Here is a 25362-nt window from a genome sequence, read left to right as displayed (position 1 = left end):
GCGTCTCATGATAGCGAGGTGACAGGAACTGGTCGTCGACTAAGCTAGTGAGACATGACTGACGAGAAGGACAACGCATACGGGTCGCTGGGGCGGCTCGCCCCCGCGTGGGATGGCAGCGAACGGGAACGCAACCTGACCGACGACGACATCTACGAGCGATTCTTCGGCTGGGTGTCGGACGTCAAGGGCATCGAGCCGTGGCCGCATCAGGAGGAGGCCATCATGGACCTCCTCGCAGGCGACCACGTGATCCTCAACACGCCCACGGGCTCCGGCAAGTCGCTGGTCGCCCTTGGCATGCACTTCGCCGCCCTGTGCACCGGCCGGCGCTCCTACTACACGGCCCCCATCAAGGCGCTCGTCTCCGAGAAGTTCTTCGACCTCGTCGAGGTGTTCGGCCGCGACAACGTCGGCATGATCACCGGAGACAGCCACATCAACGCCGACGCGCCGATCATCTGCTGCACCGCGGAGATCCTCGCCAACCAGGCGCTGCGTGAGGGCGAGCACGCCGACGTCGGGCTCGTCGCGATGGACGAGTTCCACTACTACGGCGACCCGGAGCGCGGCTGGGCGTGGCAGGTGCCGCTGCTCACCCTGCCGCAGACCCAGTTCCTCCTCATGAGCGCCACACTCGGCAACGTCGACGCCATCGCCGACAAACTCGAGGACCTGAACGACACACCCGACGTGGACGTGATCGCCGACGCGCCCCGCCCGGTGCCGCTGAGCTACGAGTACACGCTCGACCCGTTGGAGAAGACCGTCGAACTCGCGTTCAGGAACGGCGAGACCCCGATCTACGTCGTCCATTTCTCGCAGGACGCGGCCCTCGACACCGCTCAGGCGCTCGCCTCCACCGGCGTCTCCTCGAAGGAGCAGCGCGCCGCCATCGCCGAGGCCATCAAGGGCGTCAAGTTCACCACCGCGTTCGGCAAGATCCTCCAGCGTCTGCTACGCACCGGCGTCGGCATCCACCACGCCGGCATGCTGCCGCGCTACCGCAGACTCGTCGAACAGCTCGCCCAGCAGGGCCTGCTGCCCGTGATCTGCGGCACCGACACGCTCGGCGTCGGCATCAACGTGCCGATCCACTCGGTGGTCCTGACGGCCCTGACCAAGTTCGACGGCACCAAGATGCGCCGTCTCAAGGCCCGCGAGTTCCATCAGATCGCAGGTCGTGCCGGCCGCATGGGCTTCGACACCGAGGGTCTGGTCGTCGCGAAGGCCCCCGAATACGAGATCGAGAACCAGAAGGCCGTCGCCAAGGCCGGGGGAGACCCGAAGAAGCTCAAGAAAGTCAAGCGCAAGAAGGCACCCGAGGGGTTCGTCACATGGAACCAGAACACGTTCGACAAGCTCATCGACATGGAGCCCGAAACGCTCATCCCGCACTTGAAGATCACCCATTCGATGGTGCTCAACGAGGTCGCGCAGGGCGGCGACGCGCGCGAGCGCATCGACGATCTCATCGACGACTCGGCGCAGACCCCCGAGCAGAAGGAGCAGCTGCACCAGCGCGCCGACGAGATCTTCCAGACCCTGTTCGACACCGATGTGATCGAGATCCTCAAGACCCGCGACGGCGGCGACGACTACGTGATGACCCTCGACATGCCCGACGACTTCGCGCTCGACCAGCCGCTCAGCCCGTTCCTGCTCGCCGCGCTGGAACTGCTTGACCCCGAGTCCGACACGTACGCGCTCGACGTGATCTCGATGGTGGAGGCCACGCTTGACGACCCCAAGCAGGTGCTGCGCGCTCAGGAGCGTGCCGCCCGCGACAAGGCCATGGCCGACATGAAGGCCGACGGCCTCGACTATGACGAGCGCATGGACCGCCTGCAGGAGATCACCTACCCCAAGCCCCTGGAGGACATGCTCCAGGCCGCGTTCGACCAGTACCGCCACGACGTGCCGTGGGCCAACGACTACTGGCTGAGCCCTAAGTCGGTCGTGCGTGACATGGTCGAGACCGCCTCCGACTTCACCGGATACATCGCCCGCTACAACATCGCCCGCTCCGAGGGCACGCTCCTGCGCTACCTGTCCGATGCATACCGTGCGCTCGCCCGCACCGTGCCGCCGGAGAAGCGCGACGAGCAGCTCAAGGACATCATCGCCTGGCTGCGCGTGCTCGTGCGTTCGATCGACTCGAGCCTCGTCGATGAGTGGGAGAACGCCGGCGACTCGTCCGACGCCTCCGAGGCGGCCGTCTCGCTCGCCGCACCCGGCGCGAAGGACGCCGTCGTCGAGGACCGTCGAGGCCTGACCGTGCTCGTGCGCAACGCCCTGTTCCGCCGCGTCACGCTCATGGATCTGGACGATCCTGACATGCTGGGCGCGCTCGACAAGGACTGGGGCTACGGCGTGCACGAATGGGAGGATGCGCTCGACGACTACTACGACGAGCACGAGTACGTCAACACCGACGCCAAGGCCCGCTCCGGCGAACTGTTCATCCTCGACGAACGCCACGAGAAGGACGAACACACGTGGAAGGTGCGCCAGATCATCGACGACTCCGACGGCGACCACGACTGGGCCATCACCGGCGTCGTCGACCTCGACTCAACGCAGGAGAGCGGTGAGGTGGTCTTCGTCGACTACCGTGTCGGCACGATCGACGGCGAGTGATCGCGGGGTGCATACGAACGTCTGTTCGAATCGTGAGGTAGTGTGGAGGCATGACCGATAACGACCTGTTCGCCGCATCCGACGCGCCCGACGACGTGACGCGCCCGCTCGCGGTGCGCATGCGCCCGCGCACCCTGGACGAGGTGATCGGGCAGTCCCACGTGCTGGGGGAGGGCTCGCCCCTGCGTCGCCTCGCCAACCCGGCCAGCCGTGGGAGCCTGACCGCGCCGAGCTCGATCATCCTGTTCGGCCCTCCCGGCGTCGGCAAGACCACGCTCGCCACGATCGTCGCCCGCCAGTCAGGACGCGTGTTCGAAGAGCTGTCCGCCGTGACCAGCGGCGTCAAGGACGTGCGCGCTGTGCTCGAGCGCGCGCACGAACGGCTCGTCGCGAGAGGACAGGAGACCGTCCTGTTCATCGACGAGGTGCACCGCTTCTCCAAATCCCAGCAGGACGCGCTCCTGCCCGCCGTCGAGAACCGGGACGTCACGTTCATCGGCGCTACCACCGAGAACCCCAGCTTCTCCGTGATCAAACCGCTGCTGAGCCGGTCCGTCGTCGTCAAACTCGAATCGCTCGAACCCGAGCAGCTGACCGAACTGGTCCGGCGCGCCCTGACCGACGAACACGGGCTCAAAGGCGAGGTCAAGGCCAGCGACGAGGCCATCGCCGAGATCGTTCGCATGGCCGGCGGCGACGCGCGCAAGTCCCTGACCATCCTCGAGGCGGCGGCCGGAGCCGTCACCGGCGACAAGGCCCGAGAGAAGGGCAAACGCCGACCGACCATCACCCCCGAGATCGTCTCGAGCGTGATGGACACCGCTACCGTGCGCTACGACAAGGACGGCGACGACCACTACGACGTGATCTCCGCGTTCATCAAATCGATGCGAGGGTCCGACCCGGACGCCGCGATCCACTACCTCGCGCGCATGATCCGAGCCGGCGAGGACCCACGGTTCATCGCCCGACGCATCATGATCGCCGCCGCCGAGGAGGTCGGCATGGCCGCCCCGCAGATCCTGCAGGTCACCGTCGCCGCCGCGCAGGCCGTGGCGTTGGTCGGCATGCCCGAGGCGCGCATCATCCTCGCCGAGGCGACGATCGCCGTGGCCACCGCCCCCAAGTCGAACGCCAGCTACAACGCGATCAACGCGGCGCTCGCCGACGTCGACGCGGGGCGCATCGGCGCCGTGCCGCTGTACCTGAGGAACGCGCCCACCAAGCTCATGAAGGAGTGGGGCAACCACGAGGGCTACAAATACGCGCACGACTGGCCGGGCGCGGTCGCCCCGCAGGAGTACATGCCCGAGGAGCTGCGCGGGCGCGAATACTACCATCCGAACGACCGCGGGTACGAGCGGGAGGTCGCCGCGAACCTCAAACGCATCAGGCCGATCCTGCATGGCGGCGAATAGCGGGCTACAATGATCGCGAAGTGAGGAATTCAAGGAAGATGGGAGAAAGAGGCCGGCGATGACGCAGGACGAGCTTGAAGGCAGGACGATCATGATCGTCGACGACGATCAGGCGCTGGGGGAGATGCTCTCGATCGTGCTGGAAAACGAGGGATTCCGCACCGTCACCTGTCTCGACGGGCTGCGCGCCGTGGAGATGTTCCCCACCGTCGAACCGGACCTCATCCTGCTCGACGTGATGCTGCCCGGCATCGACGGCACCGAGGTGGCGCGCCGTATCCGTGCGACCTCCTCGAACGTGCCGATCATCATGCTCACCGCGAAATCCGACACCGTCGACGTGGTCGCGGGTCTCGAGGCCGGAGCCGACGACTACGTGTCGAAGCCCTTCAAGGTCGTCGAACTGCTGGCACGCTCCGCGCCCGCTTCCGTATCCAGTCCAAGATCGCCGGTGCCACCGGCTCCTCCGTCGGAGCCCGCGGTCTCGCCCCGAACGGCGACGCCGGCCCGTCCGGGATGGCGCAGGGCGGCAACGGCGATCCGAACCGCATCGAACGCGGCTCGATCGTCATCGACCGTCTCGCCCACACCGCCACCCGGGACGGTCGTGACCTCTCCCTGACGCCGATGGAGTTCGAACTGCTCGCCGTGCTCGCCGCCTCGGCCGGCGACGCGATCAGCCGCTCCAGCCTCCTGAAGCGCGTCTGGGGGTACGAGTCCTCCGGAGACACGCGTCTGGTCAACGTGCACGTCCAGCGTCTGCGCGCCAAGGTCGAGGACGATCCCGAACATCCGAGCGTCATCGTCACCGTGCGCGGCATCGGCTACAAGTTCGTGCCGCCCGAGCCTCGCGCCGACGCATGAGCGAGAAGTCGCGCAGCGTCGAGCGTCTCGCCGGCAGGCTGCGCCGCGGACCGCATCCCCGGCGAAGGTTCAGCTGGCGCAGGCTGATCAGAAGCGGCCGCGCCGAGGTCAGACGATCGCTTCAGGCACGTACCGTGGCTCTTGTCGTCCTGATCGCACTGGCGGTCGCGGTCGTCTTCTCGATCATGTCGATGCTTTCCGTTCGCTCCTCGATGATCGACCAGGTCACCAATCAGGCGCACTCCGACTTCTCCGACATGGTCTCGCAGGCGCAGACCGCGCTCGACTCCGCCGACGTGTCCGACTCGGTGCAGTACCAGCAGCTGGTCAACGACATCGCCTCATCGCTGCAGAACGAGGGTGCGGCCAACCTGACCGGCGTCTACCTGTGGAGCCGTGATATGTCGAACCGGCTCATCGTGCCGGTCTCCACGGACCCCACGTACGAGTCCGACATCTCCGACGACATCCGCGTCGCCGTCTCCTCCGACACTTCGGACCGCGTGTTCTACCAGCCCGTCTCCATCGCCGTCTCCGACGGCGGCAGAGTGCCGGCCGCGGTGCTTGGCACCTCCCTCGACTTCGGTGCGACCGACGGGCTCGCCCTCTTCGCCCTGTTCTCCTACGAGACGCAGCAGACGTCGCTGCTGCAGATCCAGCTCAACCTGCTTGTCATCTGTCTCGCGCTAAGCGTGCTCATGGGCCTGCTCGTGTGGTTCACGCTGCGCGGCATCGTCCGTCCCGTCTCCGAGGTGGCCGCCGCCGCCGAAACGTTCGCGTTCGGCGATCTCGACGCGCGTGTTCCGGAGAACCGCAACGACGAGATCGGTTCGCTGCAGCGCTCGTTCAACTCGATGGCCGACGCGCTGAATCAGAAGATCGACGAGCTGGAGGAGGCCGGCGCGATGCAGCGGCGATTCGTCTCCGACGTGAGCCACGAGCTGAGGACCCCCGTCACGACGATGCGCATGGCCTCCGATCTGCTCGAAAGCCGCAAGGACGAGTATGATCCGATGACCCGGCGCACCGTCGAACTGCTCGGCGGGCAGATCAACCGATTCCAGGACCTGCTCGCTGACCTGCTGGAGATCTCCCGCTACGACGCCGGATACGCGGCCGTCGACCTCGTCGAGACCGACGTGCGCGACCCCATCGACGAGGCCATTGACCAGGTGAGCGAACTCGCCGCGGCCAAACGCGTGCCCATCCACGTGTACCTGCCCAACATCCAGGTGCTCGCGCGCATCGACGCGCGTCGCATCATCCGCATCGTCAGGAACCTCCTCGCCAATGCCATCGATTTCGCCGAGGACAATCCGATCGAGGTGCAGCTCGCCGCCAACCGCCGCGCCGTCGTCATATCCGTGAGGGACCGGGGCGTCGGCATGTCACCGGATCAGGTCACGCACGTCTTCGACCGGTTCTGGCGCGGCGACCCCTCGCGCGCCCGCACCACCGGCGGCACCGGACTTGGCCTGTCGATCGCGATGACCGACGCCAGACTGCATAAGGGCACGATCCGTGTGCGCTCCGAACTTGGCGAGGGCACGTGGTTCCTCGTCATCCTGCCGCGCGACCCGGGCAAGGGTCCGGTCGCCGACACGGAACTGCCGATCGACTTTAGGCATGACACCGACCGGATGGTCGTCACCGGCGGATTCGGCGTCGCCGACAACCGCAGCGTCGACTATCTCGAAGGGCGGCCCGAAGAGCAGGGGGAACAGGAGGGGCATCATGCGCAGGAAGCATGACGTGCATGGCGTGCATGACGTGCATCGCGTACGGCATCGCATACTAAGGGTGCTCGCGGCGGCGTTCACCGTCCTTGCGTTCGCGGCGACGACCGCCTGCTCAAGCCCCATCGGACTGCCCACATCCGGCGCGATCCGCGCCACGGCACCGGTGGAGAAACAGACGAGACGCGTCTACACCAGCCCCGAAGGGCCCACCCAGAACGACCAGCCCGAAGGCATCGTCGAGGGGTTCTTCAGCGCCATGCCGGCAGGCGTACAGGCCGACGGCTACCGGGTGGCCCGTGAATACCTCTCCGAATCGGCGTCTGACACGTGGAACGGAGACGCATCCGCCATCATCTACGACGGCACGCCCACCTACATCAGAAAGGCGATCCCGCGTGCCAGCTCCGTGGAGACGGGGGCTCTTGAAATCGATGTCGAGATGAACGTCATCGGACGGCTCGACGGACACGGCCTGTTCACCCCCACCGTCCAGGGCGATCCCACGGTCCTGTCGTTCACGATGAGCAAGGAGTCGGGACAGTGGCGCATCTCGGGGCTCGACGACGGCGTCGTCGTCTCGTCCGCCGACTTCGAGCAGGTGTTCCGTCAGGTCTCCGTCTACCGAGTCGACGCCGCCGGCAGGCATCTCGTCCCCGACGTCAGATGGTTCAGTTGGCGCAACTGGCGTACGCAGGCAGTCAGAGCCGTGCTCGCCGACGGACCGGCATGGCTCGGCGAGGCCATCAGGAGCCTTGATGCGGACAAGGTCATGCTCGCCGTCGATTCCGTGCCGATGGAGAACAACAAGCCGCAGGTGCAGCTGACGGACGGGTTCCTCGCACTGTCGTCGGGGGAGCGCGCTCTCCTCGCCCATCTGATCCGGTTGACCTTGGGCGATGGGGTCGTGAGTGCGCCGCTCAAGCTGCTGGTCGACGGCGCCGATTATTCGGACATCGACGGCGGCGTCAATCTGGATGCGCAGCAGCCCAGCGTCGGCATCTACACGCTCACCGACGGCCGTGTGGTCTCGCTCGATTCATCGAGCCCGCTGCGCGTGGGCGAGACCAAGGGATTCGATGACGCGAGGGGATTCGCGTTCTCCTCATCCGGCGGGGCCGTATTGCGTTCGGATGGCGTCGTCGAATGCCTCAAGGCGGACGCCTCGTCATGCGGCGTCATGTTCTCGGGGCGCGCCATGACCTCGATCTCCTCCGGTCTCGACGGCGAGATCTGGGCCGTGTCCCGTGACGGTCGCAGCCTGTACGTGTCGAGGGACGGGGTCAGCCGTGAGATCAAGCCCCTCTGGCTGGGCGATGAGGTGATCCATGCGGTTGCGGTGTCACCCGAGGGGGCGCGTCTGGCACTGGCCTCGGACGACGGGGTGAGACTGACGGGAATCGGTCGCGATGACAGCCAGACGCCGTCCAAACTGTCCTCGCAGGCGACGAAGGTGAGCGAGCGCGGCGATGTGACGATGATGACGTTCTATAACGATCTGAATCTGGTGTACGCCACTTCGGCGTTGCCGACCGATGCGGTCGGGAAGGAGGGCGACCGCGGCTCCGCGCAGGTCGCGCAGCAGGCGTTCCGTCAGATCACGCCAGGCCCCGATACGCAGCAGCGTCTGCCCGATTCGACGGTCGTCGCATTGGCCTCCGGGCAGATTGCCCTCTATCGCAGGCTGGCCGTGCTTGACGATCTGGGCATCGTGCGTTCCGTTTCCGGTTCGCTTGACGGATCATGGTCGATCGCCGACTCCCAGGTCACTGCGCTGGGGGCGCAGTAGCGCGGGTGACGTGACGAATTGCGCCCCGTCCTTGGATGAGGAGCGGGGCGCAATTCGCATGCGCATGGGGCGCAGGTGGGCGGGCAGGATCAGATGCCGCCGTACTCGCTCTTGAAGAGCTCCTGCGGCACCTCGGAGTTCATCGGCACCTCGTAGATGAGGTACTGCATGTTGAACGGGATGTTGAAGAGGTGGCGCTTGACGCCGTACACCTCCTCGGTGCCCAGGAAGTTGAAGTTGTCCGGGCACTCCGGCTCCCACTTGGCCAGCAGATTGGCGGCGTCGCCGATGGTGGCCGCCACGCCGGCCAGATGCTTGATGCCGTCGATCTGCTTGATGATGAGGAAAACGGTATCCATGAAGGGTTCCTTCCATGTTGCGTTGTGTGATGCATGGTAACGACCGGTAACGGTGCCTGCCGCACGTGTTATCGTGCTACCCGACGTAGCGCCATCGCCACTATGTAGTAGGGGCTGCGGCGCCTCGTTACGGCACCCCTATTATCGCTCGAAAACGGCGAAACCGCGCCGATATCTCGACCTTGCAGAACGATGTTACCAATTTGTTATGAAGCTGTTATCGAATCGTTATCGCCTCGGATTGAACGGCATCGATGTTTGATTCATACTTGGGATTGTCGATGACAGAACGTCATCAAGGGAAAACAGCCAAGGGAACGAGCCCTTGGAAATCTCGAGCACTCGAGGAGGAGTACACCATGAAGAATTGGAAGAAGGCCATCGCGCTTGTTGCGTCCGCCGCGGCTCTGGTCAGCGTCGCCGCCTGTGGTTCCGCGTCCGGCTCCGGCAGCGGCGATTCCGGCAAGAAGGTCGTCGGCTTCGTCGCCGTCGGCCCGGAGGGTGGCTTCCGTACCGCCAACGAGAAGGACATTCAGGCCGCGTTCAAGGCCGCCGGCTTCGATCTGCGTTACTCGCCGACCCAGAACAACGACCAGCAGAAGCAGATTCAGGCCTTCAACAAGTTCGTCAACGACGAGGTCGACGCCATCATCCTGTCCTCCACCGAGGATAAAGGCTGGGATGAGTCCCTGAAGAAGGCCGCCGAGGCCGAGATCCCGGTCTTCACCGTCGACCGTAACGTGGACGTCAAGGACGCCGAAGCCAAGAAGGCCATCGTCTCCCACATCGGACCGTCCAACGAGTGGGCCGGCGAGCAGGCCGCCGAGTTCATCAACAAGAGCTTCCCGGATGGAGCCAACGGCTTCATCCTCGAGGGCCCCGCCGGCCTGTCCGTGGTCAAGGACCGCGGCACCGGCTGGAACAACAAGGTCGCCTCCAACATCAAGGTCCTCGAATCCCAGTCCGCCAACTGGTCTACCGATGAGGCCAAGACCGTGACCGCCGGCCTGCTGGACAACCACAAGTCCGAGAACCCGCAGTTCGTCTTCGCCCAGAACGACGAGATGGGTCTCGGCGCCGCTCAGGCGATCGAGGCGGCCGGTCTCAAGGGCAAGGTCAAGGTCGTCACCATCGACGGCACCAAGAACGCACTGCAGGCGCTCGTCGACGGCGATCTCTCCTTCGTGATCGAGTACAACCCGATCTTCGGCAAGGAGACCGCTCAGGCCGTCAAGGACTACCTGGACGGCAAGAAGGTGGAGAAGGACATCCAGATCGAGTCCAAGACCTTCGACGCCGCCTCCGCCAAGGAAGCCCTGGATTCCGGCTCCCGCGCCTACTGATCGACATTGATCGACATCCGGCCCCGGTCGGATCCGTGATGACTCGCAACCGCACATGAACCGCATGATGGTGCATGAAGTACTGCTTCGTGCACCATCATTCATGTGGGAACGAAATATCACAAAACGGTAACAATCTCCCTTCTCCCAAAGGCAAAGATATGACAGACAAAACCCCTATCGTCGTGATGAAGGGCATCACGATCGAGTTCCCGGGCGTCAAGGCCCTGGATGGTGTCGATCTGACGCTCTACCCGGGCGAGGTCCACGCTCTCATGGGTGAGAACGGCGCCGGCAAGTCGACGATGATCAAGGCGCTCACCGGCGTGTACAAGATCGACTCCGGATCCATCGTCGTCGACGGCAAGCCGCAGCAGTTCAACGGCACGCTGGACGCCCAGAACGCCGGCATCGCCACCGTGTACCAGGAAGTCAACCTGTGCACCAACCTCTCCGTCGGCGAGAACGTGATGCTGGGCCACGAGAAGCGCGGCCCCTTCGGCATCGACTGGAAGAAGACCCACGAGGCAGCCAAGACGTACCTCGCGCAGATGGGCCTCGACCACATCGACCCGCACACCCCGCTGTCCTCGATCTCCATCGCCATGCAGCAGCTGGTCGCCATCGCACGCGCCATGGTCATCAACGCCAAGGTGCTGATCCTCGACGAGCCGACCTCCTCCCTCGACGCCAACGAGGTCAAGGACCTGTTCGCCATCATGCGCAAGGTGCGCGACTCGGGTGTCGCCATCCTGTTCGTCTCCCACTTCCTCGATCAGATCTACGAGATCACCGACCGTCTGACCATCCTGCGCAACGGCCGCTTCATCAAGGAGGTCATGACCAAGGACACCCCGCGTGACGAGCTCATCGGCATGATGATCGGCAAGTCCGCCGAGGAGCTCTCGCAGATCGGCGCCAAGAAGGCGCGCCGCGAGATCACCCCGGGCGAGAAGCCGATCGTCGACGTCAAGGGCCTCGGCAAGAAGGGCACCATCAACCCGGTCGACCTCGACATCTACAAGGGCGAGGTCGTCGGCTTCGCCGGCCTGCTGGGCTCCGGCCGCACCGAGCTCGGCCGTCTGCTCTACGGCGCGGACAAGCCGGATTCGGGCACCTACGAGCTCAATGGCAAGCAGGTGAACATCAACGATCCGTACACCGCCCTGAAGAACAAGATCGCGTACTCCACCGAGAACCGCCGCGACGAGGGCATCATCGGCGACCTGACAGTCCGTCAGAACATCCTCATCGCCCTGCAGGCCACGCGAGGCATGTTCAAGCCGATCCCGAAGAAGGAGGCGGATGAGATCGTCGACAAGTACATGAAGGAGATGAACGTCCGACCGGCCGATCCGGATCGTCCGATCAAGAACCTCTCCGGCGGCAACCAGCAGAAGGTCCTCATCGGCCGTTGGCTGGCCACGCACCCGGAGCTGCTCATCCTCGACGAGCCGACCCGAGGCATCGACATCGGCGCCAAGGCCGAGATCCAGCAGGTCGTCCTCGACCTGGCCTCCAAGGGCATGGGCGTCGTCTTCATCTCCTCCGAGCTGGAGGAGGTCGTGCGCCTGTCCGACGACATCGAGGTCCTCAAGGACCGTCACAAGATCGCCGAAATCGAAAACGACGATACCGTCTCGCAGTCCACCATCGTCGAGACGATCGCCAACACGAACGTGAATAACTGAAAGGAGGGATGATGGCTGATAAGAAGCAAGAAGACAAGAACAACGTCTTCAAGAAGCTGCTGTCCTCGAACCTGACCGTCGAGGTCATCGCACTCGTCCTGCTGATCCTGCTGTGCACCCTGTTCGATCACGCGTTCCTGTCTCTGAGCTGGAACCAGAACACCGGCGGTCTCGCCGGCCCGCTGATCACGATGCTCCAGGAATCCGCCCGTTACCTGATGATCGCCACCGGCATGACCCTGGTCATCTCCACCGCAGGCATCGACCTTTCGGTCGGTTCCGTCATGGCGGTCGCCGGCGCCGCGGCCATGCAGGCTCTCAACGGCGGCACGAACGTCTGGGTCGCCATCCTGCTGTCCCTCGTCATCGGCGTGCTCGTCGGATGCATCAACGGTGCGCTCATCGCGTTCCTCGGACTCCAGCCGTTCATCACCACGCTGATCATGATGCTCGCCGGCCGAGGCCTGGCGAAGGTCATCACCTCCGGCGAGAACACCGACGCCTCCGCGGTCGCCGGCAGCGAACCGCTCAAGTGGATGGCCAACGGCTTCATCCTCGGCATTCCGGCCAACTTCGTGATCGCCGTCATCATCGTGATCCTCGTCAGCCTGCTGTGCCGCAAGACCGCCATGGGCATGTTCATCGAGTCCGTCGGCATCAACCCCGAGGCCTCCCGCATGACCGGTATCAAGCCCAAGAAGATCCTCTTCCTCGTGTACGCGATCTCCGGCTTCCTCGCGGCCATCGCCGGCCTGTTCGCCACCGCATCCGTGATGCGCGTCGACGTGGTCAAGACCGGTCAGGATCTCGAGATGTACGCGATCCTCGCGGTCGTCATCGGCGGCACCTCGCTGCTCGGCGGCAAGTTCTCCCTCTCTGGCAGCGCCGTCGGCGCCGTCATCATCGCCATGATCCGCAAGACCATCATCACCCTCGGCATCGATTCCGCCGCAACGCCGGCATTCTTCGCCGTCGTCGTGATCGTGATCTGCGTGATGCAGGCTCCCAAGGTTCGTAACCTGAGCGCGGAACTCAAGCGCAAGCGCGCGCTCAAGGCCCAAGCAAAGGCGGTGGCAGCATGACAACAGCTACGGCAACCCCGGCCAAGAAGGCCGCTAAGAAGACGCGTCGCATGGACGCGCAGATGATCCCGACCATCGCGGCCGTGGTGATCTTCATCCTGATGATCATCATGGGACAGGCCCTCTTCGGCACCTATCTGCGACTGGGCTTCATCTCCTCCCTGTTCATCGACCACGCCTACCTGATCATCCTGGCGGTCGCGATGACCCTGCCGATCCTCACCGGCGGCATCGATCTGTCCGTCGGCGCGATCGTCGCCATCACCGCCGTCATCGGCATCAAGATGACCATCGCGGGAGTCCCGGCCTTCCTGGTCATGATCGTCATGCTCCTGATCGGCGCGCTGTTCGGCCTGCTGGCCGCGACGCTGATCGAGGAATTCAACATGCAGCCGTTCATCGCGACGCTGTCCACGATGTTCCTCGCCCGAGGCATCGCCTCGATCATCTCGACCGACTCGCTGACCTTCCCGAACAACAACAACTTCGATGTGATCTCCAACGAGATCAAGATCATCGACAACCCGAAGATCTCCAACGATCTGTCCATCAACCTCGGCGTGATCATCGCCATCGTGGTCCTGATCGGCGGCTACATCCTCCTGCACCACACGCGCACCGGACGTACGATCTACGCCATCGGTGGCTCCCGTTCCTCCGCGGAGCTCATGGGCCTGCCGGTCCGTCGAGCCCAGTTCACGATCTACATCACCTCCGCGACCCTCGCCGCGCTGGCCTCGATTGTGTACATCGCCAACATCGGCTCCGCCAAGAACACGGTGGGCGTCGGCTGGGAGCTTGACGCGGTTGCCTCCGTCGTCATCGGCGGCACGATCATCACCGGCGGCTTCGGCTACGTCCTCGGTTCCGCACTCGGTGCCCTGGTCCGTTCGATCATCGACCCGCTGACCACCGATTTCGGCGTCCCGGCCGAGTGGACGACCATCGTCGTTGGTCTTATGATCCTCGTCTTCGTGGTCCTGCAGCGTGTGGTGACCGCGGTCGGCGACAAGAAATAGGCGAGCCCGGTAAGTGTCCTTAAGGCCCGATCCCGATCACACGGAACGGGCCTCGGACACCCCGGGTGATCACCGTGAATATCAATAACTGAATAGCCTTCTCGAGTTGATCGTTTCCGGTCCTGTTGTCCTGGGTCCTGTTCCTTCCGTCCTCTCCGGACAATCCGGCAAAGAACGGAAGAAACAGGACCCAGGCGGACACACGAACGGTACGCCATCTCGATCAGTCTCGGAAGGCAACCTTCTCTTTATTCCTTTCCTCCTTCATCCGACGTGTGGGGTGTGTTTCCTAATACAGGGACCGCACCCCACACGTTTTTGTTTCCTGTCCATCTCCGCCCCTGTCCTCGTTCCACCCGTCCTACCTTCACCCCAACCCCATTCCGCGTACGCTGAGTCCCCATCAGCGTACGTTCCTCGTGGCCATTCCTCCGTCATCACCCGCATTCGTACGCTGAGTACGGGGCAGCGTACGACTGCGGGTGATAGACCGGGAATAACCACGTTCAACGTACGCTGACGACAACTCAGCGTACGTTCGTCGGGAGTTAACCCTTGTTAGTCACCGTAAGGGGACGGCAGCCAGGAACCGACGTAACCCAAGGGGCCTCGACAAGGACCGGAAGACGTGGAGAAGAGGGGGAGTCTGTTCGTCGGATATGTGAGAAAATGTATGCAACAATGCATGGTCGGTTGATCCGGCTGGAAAGGGAGGACGTCACGATGAGTGATCCGAATCAGTTCAATCAGACCCCGAATCAGACGGATGGATCAGGACAGGTGGGGTACAACGGAAACACCAGTCAGGAAGCCGGCAACGGGTACCCCGGTCAGGGATATCCGGCGTACGACGGACAGTCGGCAGGATCGGCGCAGTATGGCCAACAGGCGGGATACGCCGGCCAGCAGCAGGCACCGGGGTACGGCACCCAGCAGGCACCGGCGGGATATGGTGCACCCGGATACGCCCAAGGATATACCCAGTATGGTTCACAGTACGGATACGGTGCCGGACAATACCAGTATGGGCAGGGCGCTCCATACTACGGTCCATACGAGGCGAGGAGCACGAAGTCGAAGATTGCGGCAGGACTGCTCGGCATCTTCCTCGGCGGGTTCGGTGCGCACAACTTCTATCTCGGCAACACGAGCAAGGCGGTAGCGCAGCTCCTGCTCACATTGGTCGGCTGGATCGCATTCGGATTGGGACCGATCGCCGCGGCGATCTGGGGATTCGTCGAAGGCATCCTCATCCTGTGCAGCAGTATGGGAAGCCCCTGGCACCGCGATGCGCAGGGCCTTGAACTGAACGATTGACGATTCCCGTCGACGGGAATACGAAGAAGTCCCCGGGCCAGTACGGCTCGGGGACTTCTTCGGTTGATTGGTTATCGGTTTTGGTCGATCGGCCGTATATCACTGGTGCCGTGCCGCACGGATGCGGAAGGCGGCGGCCAGCGAGAGCCATCCGAGCACGCAGATGACGGTCATCGTGGCAAACACCCACGAGCCGCCGACCGCGGTCGCGTGCATGAACTCGGGGGAGCCCTCCGAGCCGTGACCGGCCTGCGCGACCGCGAGGATCGTGGAGAACAGTGCCGTTCCCGCAGCGCCGCCGAACTGGAGCGCCGTGTTGAAGATCGCATTGCCGTCGGGTGCGAACTCGTGGGGGATCGAACTCAGCGCGCTGGTCATCACGTTCGAATTGCCGAGCGCGAAGAAGAACCCGAAGATGAAGTAGAAGCCGGCGAGCAGCGCCGGCGTGAGGTTCATCGAGAAGACGAACAGCAACGCCGGACCGAGGATCGCGATGCCGAACGGCACCAGCACCGGACGAACCGCGCCGAACCGGTCGTAGAGCCATCCGCCGAGCGGCGCGCACACGGCGCCGATCAGAGCGCCGGGCAGCACCAGAGCGCCCGCGAGGAAAGCGTTCGTGCCGAGCGAGAGCTGGGCCACGTTGGTGATCACATAGCCGAAGCCGATCGAGACGATCGGCATGATCAGGTACGCCACCAAGTGCAGCAGCACCACACGGTCCCTGAGGATCCCGAGACGCAGCAGCGGTGAGAACGCGCGACGGGACAGCCAACCGAACGCGATCAGCGAGGCGAGGCCGATCACGAAGCTCGCCACGGCGATCACGCCCGAGGTACCGACCGTCTGCCCGGACACGGCGGCACTCACCGCCACGCCGGCCTGATTGAGCCCCAGCACCATGCCGACCAGCGCGACGACGATCGCGATGAGCTGCAGCGGATCGAGATACGCCGCCTCGGTGGGCGACTTCTGCTCGATGCACATGAGGCCCACGACCGCGGCGACGAGCATCAGCGGGATCGCGATGACGAAGATCGCACGCCACGGCAGCACGGTGGTCACCGCGCCGCCCACGGTCGGTCCGATGGCCGGGGCGACCGTGATGACGAGGGATCCGACGCCCATGAGCCGGCCGATCTTGGAACGCGGCGACTGCTCGAGGATGATGTTCATCATCAGCGGGGTGGCGACGCCCGAGCCCACGCCCTGGATGATGCGGGCGATGATGAGCATCGGGAACGCGCTCGCGAAGATCATGATGACCGAACCGGTCAGGGCCAGCACCACCGCGGCGATGAAGATCGTCCTCAGACGGAACCGGCGCTTGAGGAACGAGGAGACCGGCATCGTGGCGGCCACCGTCAGCAGGTAGATCGTCGTGATCCACTGCACGGTGGCGGTGTCCACATGGAACTCGCGCATGAGCTGCGGGAAGAGCACCGTCATCACCGTTTCGGTGAGGATGCCGATGAAGGCCAGCGATCCGGTCGCGACGATCGCGCCGATCAGCCTGCCGGGGATGCGCTCGTCGGGAACACGGGAATCAGTCTGCGAAGCCATGCCGCCCCGCGTCACTCGCGCACGAGGGCGATGTGCTCGATGTCGTCGCGCTTCGAGCGACGGAACAGCACGAAACGGTTGCCGATGGTCTGCACCACCTCGGCGCCGAGCTGTCCGGCAAGCTTGTCGGCCGCCTCCTTGGCGTCGAGGCCGGAACCGTCCTGCACGCTGATCTTCACCAGCTCGCGCTTGGCGAGGGTTTCGCTGGTCTGCTTGACCAGCGAGTCGCTGATGTCGTTCTTGCCGATGTTGATGAGCGGCTTGAGGCTGTTCGCCATGCCGCGCAGCTGCTTGATCTGCTTCTTGGTCAGTGCCATGACAGTGTTCTCCTTAACTCACGTTTCCTTGTCACGTTTTGTCACGTTTTCGTTCCGTCGTATTGTATCGGCTCAGGCGGCCAGCGCCTTTTTGATGCGGTTGAGGCTGGCGGGCTTCGGCGTGCCGAGCTCCTGCGCCCACAGGCTCACGTAGAACTCCTCGAGCATCCACCGGGCCTCGGTCGCGCGCTTCATCATCCTCTCGTGCGAGGGCCCCGCCGGCTCGCGCTTCGCGGCGGCCATGGCCTTGTCGACCAGCTGGCGCGCCTCGTCGGCCTCCCACGCCCAGCGCACGTCGCGGTTCTTGTCCTGCTTCGCCTTGTTCAGGCGCATGAGATCGGCGTTGAGATAGCGTTCGATCGACTTCAGGGCCGTCGGGGGAGCGGCGCCGATGAAACCGGGGAACACGAGCGTGGCGATATGCTCGCGGATCGACTGCAGCACCGAGAGCATCGGCAGATCCGCCTTGCCCGATACGGCCTTGTCGACCTCCGCGTAGCGCTTGAGGATCGCGATCACGTCATGAGCGACCGCGTAGACCGTGTCCTCGTACACCTCGCGCACGTCGAGCACCGCGTTCGCCAGCGCCTCGTCGTCCGGCAGGCGATCCACATCCGGCAGGAGTCGTTTGACGGCGGCGAGCTGGAGATCCTCGACCAGTTCCTTCGTCGACTTGTACGGGGCCGAGGCGAGCATCAGCGCCTCCGCACCCAGCCAGCGCGAGGAGATGCGGTCGGAGGGGAGTCTCAATGCGTCCAACGCGCCGTGCCAGAGCATCGAGGCGCGCGATTCGGTGGTCGCTCCCGCCTTGTGCAGCAGGTCGGCGCGTTCGACGAGACGACCTGCGTCGCCGGCCTTGTCGGCCTGCTTGCGCACCATGTTGCGCGCCGACTCCTTGGCTTCGGCGGCGAATTTCACCTGCAGCGCCTTCAGGTCCTTGGACCTGCCGAGCGTTTTGACCTGCGTGCGGCCGCGTCCGGGACGCCCGCCGACCCGCTCCTCGACGACGAACGTCATCTTCAGGTACGGCTGGAGGCGCGCGATCAGATCCGGTCCCAGCACCTCCGGGTGGATCTGCGCGCCCATCACGGCGATCGCCGCGCGGGTGAACACGTGCGCCAGATCCGGCCAGACGGTCTCGTCGTCCGGGGGCGTGTTCGGCTTGCGCATGTCGCCCGATCCGGGCAGGCACGGGTAGTGGTCGTCGATCCACGCGCGGATCTTCCTCGCGGCGTCCGGCGCGGGCACGAACTGCACGCGCAGCTGCTTGGGCAGCGCCTTGATCATCGCGAGGATCAGCTCGTCCAGAAGGCCGGGCACGTTCCAAGTGAACTGGTCGGGCAGGAGGCGTGAGAGGGCCTTCAACGGCACGTGCACGGTCACGCCGTCGTTCTCGTCGCTCGGATCGTACACGTAGCTCAAGCGCAGGTCGATCGGCTGGCCGTCCGTGCCGTGTGTGTGCCAGTGATCCGGGTAGTCGTTCAGGCTGACCGTGTCGGCCGTCTGGAGGCGTTCGACCTTCTCCGGGTCGAAGTCGAGCAGCGTCGGCTTCTCGTCATGGACGCCCTTCCACCATTTCGCCAGCGCGGCCACGGAGGTCACGTCATTGGGGATGACGGCGTTGTAGAAGTCGAACAGATCCTCATCGGACACGGTCTCGGCGACCTGACGCGTACGGTTCGCGTCGTCCGCGGCCTCCTCGAGGAGCTTGAGGTTCTTCGCCACGAACTCGTCGTAGCTGAACCGCTGCTGGATGTCGCCCTCCACGAGCCCCTGACGGATCAGGAAGTCACGAGCCTCCGGCGGGTTGATGCGTCCCCACTGCACGGTGCGATCCTGCACGATCGGCAGACCGTACAGCAGCACCTTCGCGTTCGCCACCGCCGAGCCGCGCGATCCGGACCAGTGCGGCTCGGCGTACGTGGTGCGCGTGAGACTGCCGGCCAGCGGTTCGGCCCACGCGGGGTCGATCGCGGCGGAATAACGGGCCCACAGACGCGAGGTCTCCACCAGTTCGGTCGACATCACCCAGCTCGGCGTGGCCTTGGAGACCGCCGAGGCGGGGAAGAGCGCGAAATGCGTGCCGCGCGCGCCCAGATAGTCGTTTTTCGACATCTTCTGCGCGCGCTTCAAGGCACGGGCTCGCGCCGCACCCTTGAGATTCGCGTAGTCGGACGCCTTCGGCTCGCGGATCACCTGCATGCCCATCATCGACAGCAGACCAGCGAGCATCGACTTGTGGATGCCGTCCGCATCCCACGCGCAGCACAGCGAATGCGCCGCCTGCTGGTTGATCGGCAGCTGGCGGATCTCCAGTCCGGCGCGCGTGGAGGGCAGGGGATCGCCCACCTTGAACTTCATCTCACGGCACATCTGCCTGAGCTGAGAGACCAGATCCTTCCACTGGCGCATTCGCAGCCAGCTGAAGTACTCGGTCTTGCAGATGCGGCGCAGCGCGTTGTTGCTCGGCTCTCCATCCGCCTGGAACACGCGGTCCCAGATGTTCAGCGCCGTCAGATAGTCGCTCGTGGCGTCCGCATACCGGTTGTGGATGCGATCCGCCTCCTCGCGCTTGTCATCCGGACGCTCGCGCGGATCCTGCAGACTCAGGAACGCGACGACCACCAGCACGGCGGCCAGCGTGTTCGGAGATGCGGTCCTCGCCGCCTCGATGATCATGCGGCCCAATCGCACGTCGATCGGGATGCGCGCCAGCTGGCGTCCGATATGCGTGAGCGTCACCTCGCCGCGATGGCGAGCCACGGCCTTGAGCTCGGTCAGCTCGTTGAAGCCGTCCGACACGGCCTTCATGTCCGGCGGATCGATGAAGCCGAACCGCGTCACGTCCTCGGCGGTGCGGGCCACGCCCACCGACAGCATGTGCAGCACCACCGCGCCCAGGGAGGTCCTCAGGATCTCCGGCTCGGTGAACCTCGGGCGCGTCTCGTAGTCCTCGCGCGAATACAGGCGGATCGCAATGCCGTCCGCCACACGGCCGCATCGGCCGCTCCTTTGGTCGGCGCTCGCCTGGCTGATCGGCTCGATCGGGAGCCTCTGCACCTTCGCGGTCTTCGAATAGCGGGAGATGCGCGCGTTGCCCGGATCCACCACGTAGCGGATGCCCGGCACCGTCAGCGACGTCTCGGCCACGTTCGTGGCGATGACGATGCGCTGGTGCGTATGCGATTCGAACACCCTGTGCTGGTCCGCGGCCGAGAGCCTGGCGAACAGGGGCATGATCTCGATCGCATCCGGACGGCGCATGTCGTCGGCGCGCGGGCCGTAGTGATGCCGCAGCGCCGCCTCGAACTCGTGGATGTCGCGCTCGCCCGAGGCGAACACGAGGATGTCGCGTGGCCCGCGCTCATGCGAGGAGTGGATGACCAGCTCGGCGCAGGCGCGCGCCACGGCCGTGGGCATGTCCGTGATCGCGTCGTCGGCGAAGCGGGAATTGGAGTTGCCGCCCGACCTGCCGGCGCGGGGGGAGTCGGAGCCGTCGTCGGCGATCGCGTTGGCCAGCTCCTCGTAGTCGGCGTCGCCGGGGCGGGCGCCGGTGGCGAACCCCGGCACCTCGCGCATCAGCGCGGGCGCGGTGCCGAGCGGCTCGTAGACCACCTGCACCGGGTAGGTGCGGCCCGACACCTCGATGACCGGCACCTTCTCGTGCAGCGCCTCCTCGAAGTGGCGCTGGAACTTCTCCGAATCGATGGTCGCGGAGGTGATGACGAGCTTCAAATCTCGCCTCTTCGGCAGCAGGGCCGTGAGATACCCCAGCAGGAAGTCGATGTTGAGACTGCGCTCATGCGCCTCATCGATGATGATCGTGTCGTAGCGGCTCAGCTGCGGATCCCTCTGAATCTGCGCGAGCAGGATGCCGTCGGTGACGACCCTCAGACGCGTGCTCGGCGAGCTCTCGTCGGTGAAGCGCACCTGATAGCCGATCTCGTCGCCGAGGCGCACTCCCATCTCCGAGGCGATGCGCTCGGCCACGGTACGGGCCGCGATACGCCTCGGCTGCGTGTGCACGATCTGCCTGCCGTGCGAACCCCTGCCGAGCTCGAGGAGGATCTTCGGCAGCTGCGTGGTCTTTCCCGAACCGGTCTGGCCGGAGACGATGACCACCTGGGATGAACGAACGGCCTTCGCGATCTCATCGCGCGCGGCCGAAACCGGCAGTTCGGACGGATATTCGAAACGCATTCCCTTATGACTTCCCGCTGACTTTCCGCATCACTAGCGTCACTATGTCACTAGTTATTAGTTATTTCGCAAAACCTCAATGATACGGAAGCCCTTGGAGCTTGCGTACTTGGACACGGAGAAATCCTCTCCGAGCGCATCGTCCAGCCATGGGATCAGCGAATCGGAGCCGAGATTCCTCTGCACCACCAGATAGGCGGCGCCGTTCGGTTTCAACCTCGGCAGCCAGGCCATCAGCAGCGTGTGCAGCGCCTCCTTGCCGATGCGGATCGGGGGATTCGACCAGATCGCGTCGAAGGTCTCGTCCGCGTCGATCGGCTCGCAGAACGCGGGCTGGCGATCGGTCGGCAGGGGAGTGCCGGACTCGTCGACCTGCGTGACGCGCACGTTCGCACAGCCGTTGGACACGGCGTTGGCGTGCGTGAGATCCAGCGCGCGCTCGTTGACGTCCACCGCCATGACCTGCGCCTCGGGAGACTCGAACGCCATCGCGAGGGTGATCGGACCCCATCCGCAGCCCAGATCGAGCAGACGACCGGTCTCGGGCGCCTCGGGGGCGTGCCTGAGCAGCACCGACGTGCCAAGATCCACGCGCGAGGAGGAGAACACGCCGTTGGAGACCTGGACCGTCGCCTCACGCCCGCGCAATGTCACGTGGAGCGTGCGCCGCACGTCCTTCGAGGATGGCTCGGCCGAGAAATACTGTTCCGTCTGTTGCGTCATGATCGTTCCACTTCCGTGTTCGTTCGTTTACTTGTTCGTTTGAATGATTGTTCGATTGTCCGTTGGTCGGTCCGTATAATAAGGAACCATAGTTCAATCGTGATACCACGCAACGCGTGAAAAAGAGGTGGCATTGACCCGCGACGCCGAATCCATGGGGAAGTACGAAGACCGGACCGAGGGGGACGAGCATGGCGATGTGCTCGCCGAGGCGTCCGAGGTCCTGATCGACGAGGGCGGCGGATCCGCACCATGGGCCGAAAGCCACGATGAGGCGTGGGAGGAGCGCGAATCCCGCAACCAGCTCAAGCACGTCACCGGTCTCGGCGAGCTGCAGGACGTCACCGAGGTCGAATACCGCAAGGTGCGTCTGGAGCGCGTCGTGCTCGTCGGCGTGTGGTCGTCCGCGCTCACCACGCAGGCCAAGGCCGAGGAGTCGCTGCGAGAACTCGCCGCGCTCGCCGAGACCGCGGGCGCGGTCGTGTGCGACGGCCTCCTGCAGCATCGCATCAAGCCCGACGCCGCCACCTACGTAGGCTCCGGCAAGGCGAAGGAGATCGCCGACATCGTCGCGCGCGAGGAGGCGGATACCATCGTCGTGGACGACGATCTGCCGCCGAGCCAGCGTCGAGGACTGGAGGATGCGGCCAAGGTGAAGGTCGTCGACCGCACCGCGGTGATCCTCGACATCTTCGCCCAGCATGCCACCAGCCGTGAGGGCAAGGCGCAGGTGGAGCTCGCGCAGCTCGAGTACATGCTGCCGCGACTGCGCGGCTGGGGCGGTTCGCTGTCCCGTCAGGCCGGCGGTCGAGCGGCGGGCGCCGACGCGGGCATCGGCTCGCGAGGCCCGGGCGAGACGAAGATCGAGATGGATCGTCGCGTCATCCGCACCCGCATCGCCAGGCTTCGCAGGCAGATCCGCGAGATGGCGCCGGCCCGCGAGGTCAAGCGTGGATCCCGTCGTCGCTATGGTCTGCCCACCATCGCCGTGGTCGGCTACACCAACGCCGGCAAGTCGTCGCTCACCAATCGTCTGACCGGTTCGAGCGAGCTCGTCGAGAACGCGCTGTTCGCGACGCTCGACACCGCCGTGCGCCGTGCCAAGGCGCGGGACGGGCGACTGTACGCCTACGTAGACACCGTCGGATTCGTCCGCAGACTGCCCACGCAGCTGGTCGAGGCGTTCAAGTCGACGCTGGAGGAGGTCGGCGAGGCCGACGTGATCCTGCACGTCGTCGACGGCTCCCACCCCGATCCGTTCTCGCAGATTGACGCGGTCAACGAGGTGCTCGCCGACATCGAGGGCGCCGAATCGATCCCGCGGCTGCTTGTGTTCAACAAGGCTGACCGATGCGACGAGGCGACGCTGGAGCGACTCGCCGCGCTGGAGCCGGACGCCCACATCGTCTCCGCGTATTCCGGTCGCGGGCTCGACGAGCTGCGCGACGCGGTCGAGGCGCTGCTGCCCACCCCGGGCGTGCATGTCGAGGCGCTGCTGCCGTATTCGGCCGGCTCGCTGCTCTCGCAGGTGCGCGAGTACGGGCATGTCGACAGCATCGAATGGCTCGCCGAGGGTGTGAAGGTGGTCGCGGACGTCGACAGCCGTCTGGCCGCGCGTCTGGTGGAGCATTCCATCGGGTGACTCTCGGGTGTGTGGATCGGTTCGGCCGGCGTGTCCGACCGGGTGTTGACGAATGTTCATGCACTGTCAATGTGACCTTTACCACATTGTTCCCTGCATGATGTTGTGAGCGGTAACAATCCAGTATTTCCAACGATTCATGACGTGTGTCGGTGTATGCGAAGTCAGGTAATGGGAGTACATTGAGAGCCGTTGGTTGAATGATGTTCGCCCGCAAGCGGACGTCCACTCTAAGAGAGGTTCATGAACATGGCAGAAACCCTGGTTACCAAGCCCACGAAGCTTGCCGTCATCGGCGCCGGCGCAGTCGGCTCCACCCTCGCCTTCGCAGCCGCCCAGCGCGGCGTCGCCCGTGAGATCGTCCTCGAGGACATCGCCAAGGAGCGCGTCGAGGCCGAGGTACTCGATATGCAGCACGGTTCCAGCTTCTATCCGACCGTCTCCATCGACGGTTCGGACGATCCTGAGATCTGCCGCGACGCCGACATGGTCGTCATCACCGCCGGCCCGCGTCAGAAGCCGGGCCAGTCCCGTCTGGAGCTTGTCGGCGCCACCGTCAAGATCCTGCAGGCCATCATCCCGAACCTGGTCAAGGTCGCCCCGAACGCCATCTACATGCTGATCACCAACCCGGTCGACATCGCCACCCACGTCGCCCAGAAGCTCTCCGGCCTGCCGGAGAACCAGGTCTTCGGTTCCGGCACCAACCTCGACTCCGCCCGTCTGCGCTTCCTGATCGCGCAGCAGACCGGCGTCAACGTCAAGAACGTCCACGCCTACATCGCCGGCGAGCACGGCGACTCCGAGGTTCCGCTGTGGACCTCCGCCACCATCGGTGGTGTTCCGATGCTCGACTGGACGCCGCTGCCGGGCCACGAGCCGCTCGACGCCACCGTCCGCGAGCAGATCCACCAGGACGTCAAGAACGCCGCCTACAAGATCATCAACGGCAAGGGCGCCACCAACTACGCCATCGGCATGTCCGGCGTCGACATCATCGAGGCCGTCCTCAAGGACTCCAACCGCATCCTGCCGGTGTCCTCCATGCTCAAGGACTTCCACGGCATCTCCGATGTGTGCATGTCCGTCCCGACCCTGCTCAACCGCAACGGCGTCAACACCGCCATCAACACCCCGGTCTCCGACAACGAGCTCGCCGCCCTCAAGCGCTCCGCCGAGACGCTGAAGGAAACCGCCGCCCAGTTCGGCTTCTGATCGGCTTCTGTTCGAACCGATATCACCTGTACGCGTGACTATTCGCGCGTGAGTTGGTGATGGGCTGTGATTTACGGTGGCTTCCAACCTTACTATGCATTGGTTGGAGGCCACCGCTTTTTCTTTTTCTTTTTCTTTTCCTTTTCCTCTTCCTCTTCCTCTTCCTCTTCCTCTTCCTCTTCCTCTTCCTCTTCCTTATAATCGGGTGTCGGTGTGGGGGTCTGTGTCGGTAGTGCGTAACTGGTCTTGGTCGCCCAGCCGTGAATAGGCGGAAAGGGGCTTTGCGATGAACTTGCCGACCGGGATAATCATCCCAGCCGGACGCTCGAACTAGAAAACTTGATTGGCGTATCGATCGGCGCCTGCGTCTCGTACCTGTTGTCACAACGCGATCATTTCGACCGAATCGGCGTGATATGGCGGAATCCGCTGTCACAAGTGTTT

16 protein-coding genes and 1 pseudogene are annotated in these 25362 nt (G+C 64.5%); 12 read left to right on the top strand and 5 right to left on the bottom strand.

Going from position 1 to position 25362, the window contains the following annotated elements; genetic code table 11:
- Positions 1–54: 54 nt before the first annotated feature.
- The 5 genes and pseudogenes from EMB92_RS07405 to EMB92_RS11495 all read left to right on the top strand — a co-directional run bounded on the left by EMB92_RS07405 (position 55) and on the right by EMB92_RS11495 (position 8447).
- Positions 55–2640 (top strand): DEAD/DEAH box helicase, encoded by a 2586-nt coding sequence (locus EMB92_RS07405; protein WP_150394362.1) that lies wholly within the window; start codon positions 55–57, stop codon positions 2638–2640.
- Positions 2641–2690: 50 nt separating this feature from the next.
- Positions 2691–4058 (top strand): replication-associated recombination protein A, encoded by a 1368-nt coding sequence (locus EMB92_RS07400; protein ID WP_150394361.1) that lies wholly within the window; start codon positions 2691–2693, stop codon positions 4056–4058.
- Positions 4059–4116: 58 nt separating this feature from the next.
- Positions 4117–4922 (top strand): annotated as a pseudogene (gene mtrA / locus EMB92_RS07395) (MtrAB system response regulator MtrA).
- Entirely contained in the window at positions 4919–6673 is a 1755-nt protein-coding gene (gene mtrB / locus EMB92_RS07390; RefSeq protein ID WP_150394360.1) for an MtrAB system histidine kinase MtrB, read from the top strand. Before mtrA ends, mtrB begins: the two are co-directional and overlap by 4 nt.
- Positions 6657–8447, top strand: coding sequence for an LpqB family beta-propeller domain-containing protein (locus tag EMB92_RS11495; RefSeq protein WP_223847630.1), 1791 nt, complete (start codon positions 6657–6659; stop codon positions 8445–8447). The genes mtrB and EMB92_RS11495 overlap by 17 nt, the downstream gene beginning before the upstream one ends.
- Before the next feature lie 89 nt (positions 8448–8536).
- Here EMB92_RS11495 and EMB92_RS07380 read toward each other — a convergent pair whose 3' ends face one another.
- Positions 8537–8806 carry a hypothetical protein gene (locus EMB92_RS07380; protein WP_150394359.1) on the bottom strand — a complete coding sequence of 90 codons (270 nt, stop codon included), beginning with the start codon at positions 8804–8806 and terminating at the stop codon, positions 8537–8539.
- A 359-nt stretch (positions 8807–9165) separates the two neighbouring features.
- Here EMB92_RS07380 and EMB92_RS07375 point away from each other — a divergent pair, with 359 nt between their 5' ends.
- The 5 genes from EMB92_RS07375 to EMB92_RS11705 all read left to right on the top strand — a co-directional run bounded on the left by EMB92_RS07375 (position 9166) and on the right by EMB92_RS11705 (position 15258).
- On the top strand, positions 9166–10149 hold the full coding sequence (locus EMB92_RS07375; protein WP_150394358.1) for a fructose ABC transporter substrate-binding protein FruE: 984 nt from the start codon (positions 9166–9168) through the stop codon (positions 10147–10149).
- A gap of 161 nt (positions 10150–10310) precedes the next feature.
- Positions 10311–11840: a fructose ABC transporter ATP-binding protein FruK gene (locus EMB92_RS07370; RefSeq protein ID WP_150394357.1), complete on the top strand. Its 1530-nt coding sequence runs from the start codon at positions 10311–10313 to the stop codon at positions 11838–11840.
- 8 nt (positions 11841–11848) lie between these two features.
- Complete coding sequence (locus EMB92_RS07365; RefSeq protein WP_395951931.1) at positions 11849–12922, top strand: fructose ABC transporter permease FruF; 1074 nt, start codon at positions 11849–11851, stop codon at positions 12920–12922.
- The gene (locus tag EMB92_RS07360; RefSeq protein ID WP_150394355.1) at positions 12919–13941 is read left to right on the top strand and encodes a fructose ABC transporter permease FruG; all 1023 of its coding nucleotides are present in this window, start codon (positions 12919–12921) and stop codon (positions 13939–13941) included. The genes EMB92_RS07365 and EMB92_RS07360 overlap by 4 nt, the downstream gene beginning before the upstream one ends.
- A 723-nt stretch (positions 13942–14664) precedes the next feature.
- On the top strand, positions 14665–15258 hold the full coding sequence (locus tag EMB92_RS11705; protein WP_223847629.1) for a TM2 domain-containing protein: 594 nt from the start codon (positions 14665–14667) through the stop codon (positions 15256–15258).
- Between the two features lie 99 nt (positions 15259–15357).
- On the opposite strand, the gene EMB92_RS07350 is transcribed toward EMB92_RS11705, so the two are convergent.
- The 4 genes from EMB92_RS07350 to EMB92_RS07335 form a co-directional block, all read right to left on the bottom strand.
- Positions 15358–16821, bottom strand: a complete 1464-nt coding sequence (locus EMB92_RS07350; protein WP_150394354.1) for an MFS transporter — start codon at positions 16819–16821, stop codon at positions 15358–15360.
- 11 nt (positions 16822–16832) lie between these two features.
- Positions 16833–17138, bottom strand: a complete 306-nt coding sequence (locus tag EMB92_RS07345; protein WP_043165319.1) for a YhbY family RNA-binding protein — start codon at positions 17136–17138, stop codon at positions 16833–16835.
- Positions 17139–17210: 72 nt separating this feature from the next.
- The gene (locus EMB92_RS07340; RefSeq protein ID WP_150394353.1) at positions 17211–21338 is read right to left on the bottom strand and encodes a DUF3418 domain-containing protein; all 4128 of its coding nucleotides are present in this window, start codon (positions 21336–21338) and stop codon (positions 17211–17213) included.
- A 57-nt stretch (positions 21339–21395) separates the two neighbouring features.
- Positions 21396–22061 (bottom strand): class I SAM-dependent methyltransferase, encoded by a 666-nt coding sequence (locus tag EMB92_RS07335; RefSeq protein ID WP_150394352.1) that lies wholly within the window; start codon positions 22059–22061, stop codon positions 21396–21398.
- Between the two features lie 154 nt (positions 22062–22215).
- Between EMB92_RS07335 and hflX the strand changes: the two genes are divergently transcribed.
- A complete protein-coding gene (hflX, locus tag EMB92_RS07330; RefSeq protein WP_150394351.1) occupies positions 22216–23703 on the top strand; it encodes a GTPase HflX in 1488 nt (495 codons plus the stop codon).
- Positions 23704–23952: 249 nt separating this feature from the next.
- The gene (locus EMB92_RS07325; protein WP_043165480.1) at positions 23953–24918 is read left to right on the top strand and encodes an L-lactate dehydrogenase; all 966 of its coding nucleotides are present in this window, start codon (positions 23953–23955) and stop codon (positions 24916–24918) included.
- The last annotated feature ends 444 nt before the right edge of the window (positions 24919–25362 follow it).

Source organism: Bifidobacterium callitrichos, assembly GCF_008698085.1.
In the GTDB taxonomy this organism is placed as follows: domain Bacteria; phylum Actinomycetota; class Actinomycetes; order Actinomycetales; family Bifidobacteriaceae; genus Bifidobacterium; species Bifidobacterium callitrichos.
Note: the sequence above shows the minus strand (reverse complement) of the source record. Positions and strands in the feature narration are given on the sequence as shown.

Bases quoted from the DNA above. Each gene is read 5' to 3' on its own strand.
- EMB92_RS07405 (WP_150394362.1), top strand. From the start codon at position 55: ATGACTGACGAGAAGGACAACGCATACGGGTCGCTGGGGCGGCTCGCC.
- EMB92_RS07400 (WP_150394361.1), top strand. From the start codon at position 2,691: ATGACCGATAACGACCTGTTCGCCGCATCCGACGCGCCCGACGACGTG.
- mtrB (WP_150394360.1), top strand. From the start codon at position 4,919: ATGAGCGAGAAGTCGCGCAGCGTCGAGCGTCTCGCCGGCAGGCTGCGC.
- EMB92_RS11495 (WP_223847630.1), top strand. From the start codon at position 6,657: ATGCGCAGGAAGCATGACGTGCATGGCGTGCATGACGTGCATCGCGTA.
- EMB92_RS07380 (WP_150394359.1), bottom strand. From the start codon at position 8,806: ATGGATACCGTTTTCCTCATCATCAAGCAGATCGACGGCATCAAGCAT.
- EMB92_RS07375 (WP_150394358.1), top strand. From the start codon at position 9,166: ATGAAGAATTGGAAGAAGGCCATCGCGCTTGTTGCGTCCGCCGCGGCT.
- EMB92_RS07370 (WP_150394357.1), top strand. From the start codon at position 10,311: ATGACAGACAAAACCCCTATCGTCGTGATGAAGGGCATCACGATCGAG.
- EMB92_RS07365 (WP_395951931.1), top strand. From the start codon at position 11,849: ATGATGGCTGATAAGAAGCAAGAAGACAAGAACAACGTCTTCAAGAAG.
- EMB92_RS07360 (WP_150394355.1), top strand. From the start codon at position 12,919: ATGACAACAGCTACGGCAACCCCGGCCAAGAAGGCCGCTAAGAAGACG.
- EMB92_RS11705 (WP_223847629.1), top strand. From the start codon at position 14,665: ATGAGTGATCCGAATCAGTTCAATCAGACCCCGAATCAGACGGATGGA.
- EMB92_RS07350 (WP_150394354.1), bottom strand. From the start codon at position 16,821: ATGGCTTCGCAGACTGATTCCCGTGTTCCCGACGAGCGCATCCCCGGC.
- EMB92_RS07345 (WP_043165319.1), bottom strand. From the start codon at position 17,138: ATGGCACTGACCAAGAAGCAGATCAAGCAGCTGCGCGGCATGGCGAAC.
- EMB92_RS07340 (WP_150394353.1), bottom strand. From the start codon at position 21,338: ATGCGTTTCGAATATCCGTCCGAACTGCCGGTTTCGGCCGCGCGCGAT.
- EMB92_RS07335 (WP_150394352.1), bottom strand. From the start codon at position 22,061: ATGACGCAACAGACGGAACAGTATTTCTCGGCCGAGCCATCCTCGAAG.
- hflX (WP_150394351.1), top strand. From the start codon at position 22,216: ATGGGGAAGTACGAAGACCGGACCGAGGGGGACGAGCATGGCGATGTG.
- EMB92_RS07325 (WP_043165480.1), top strand. From the start codon at position 23,953: ATGGCAGAAACCCTGGTTACCAAGCCCACGAAGCTTGCCGTCATCGGC.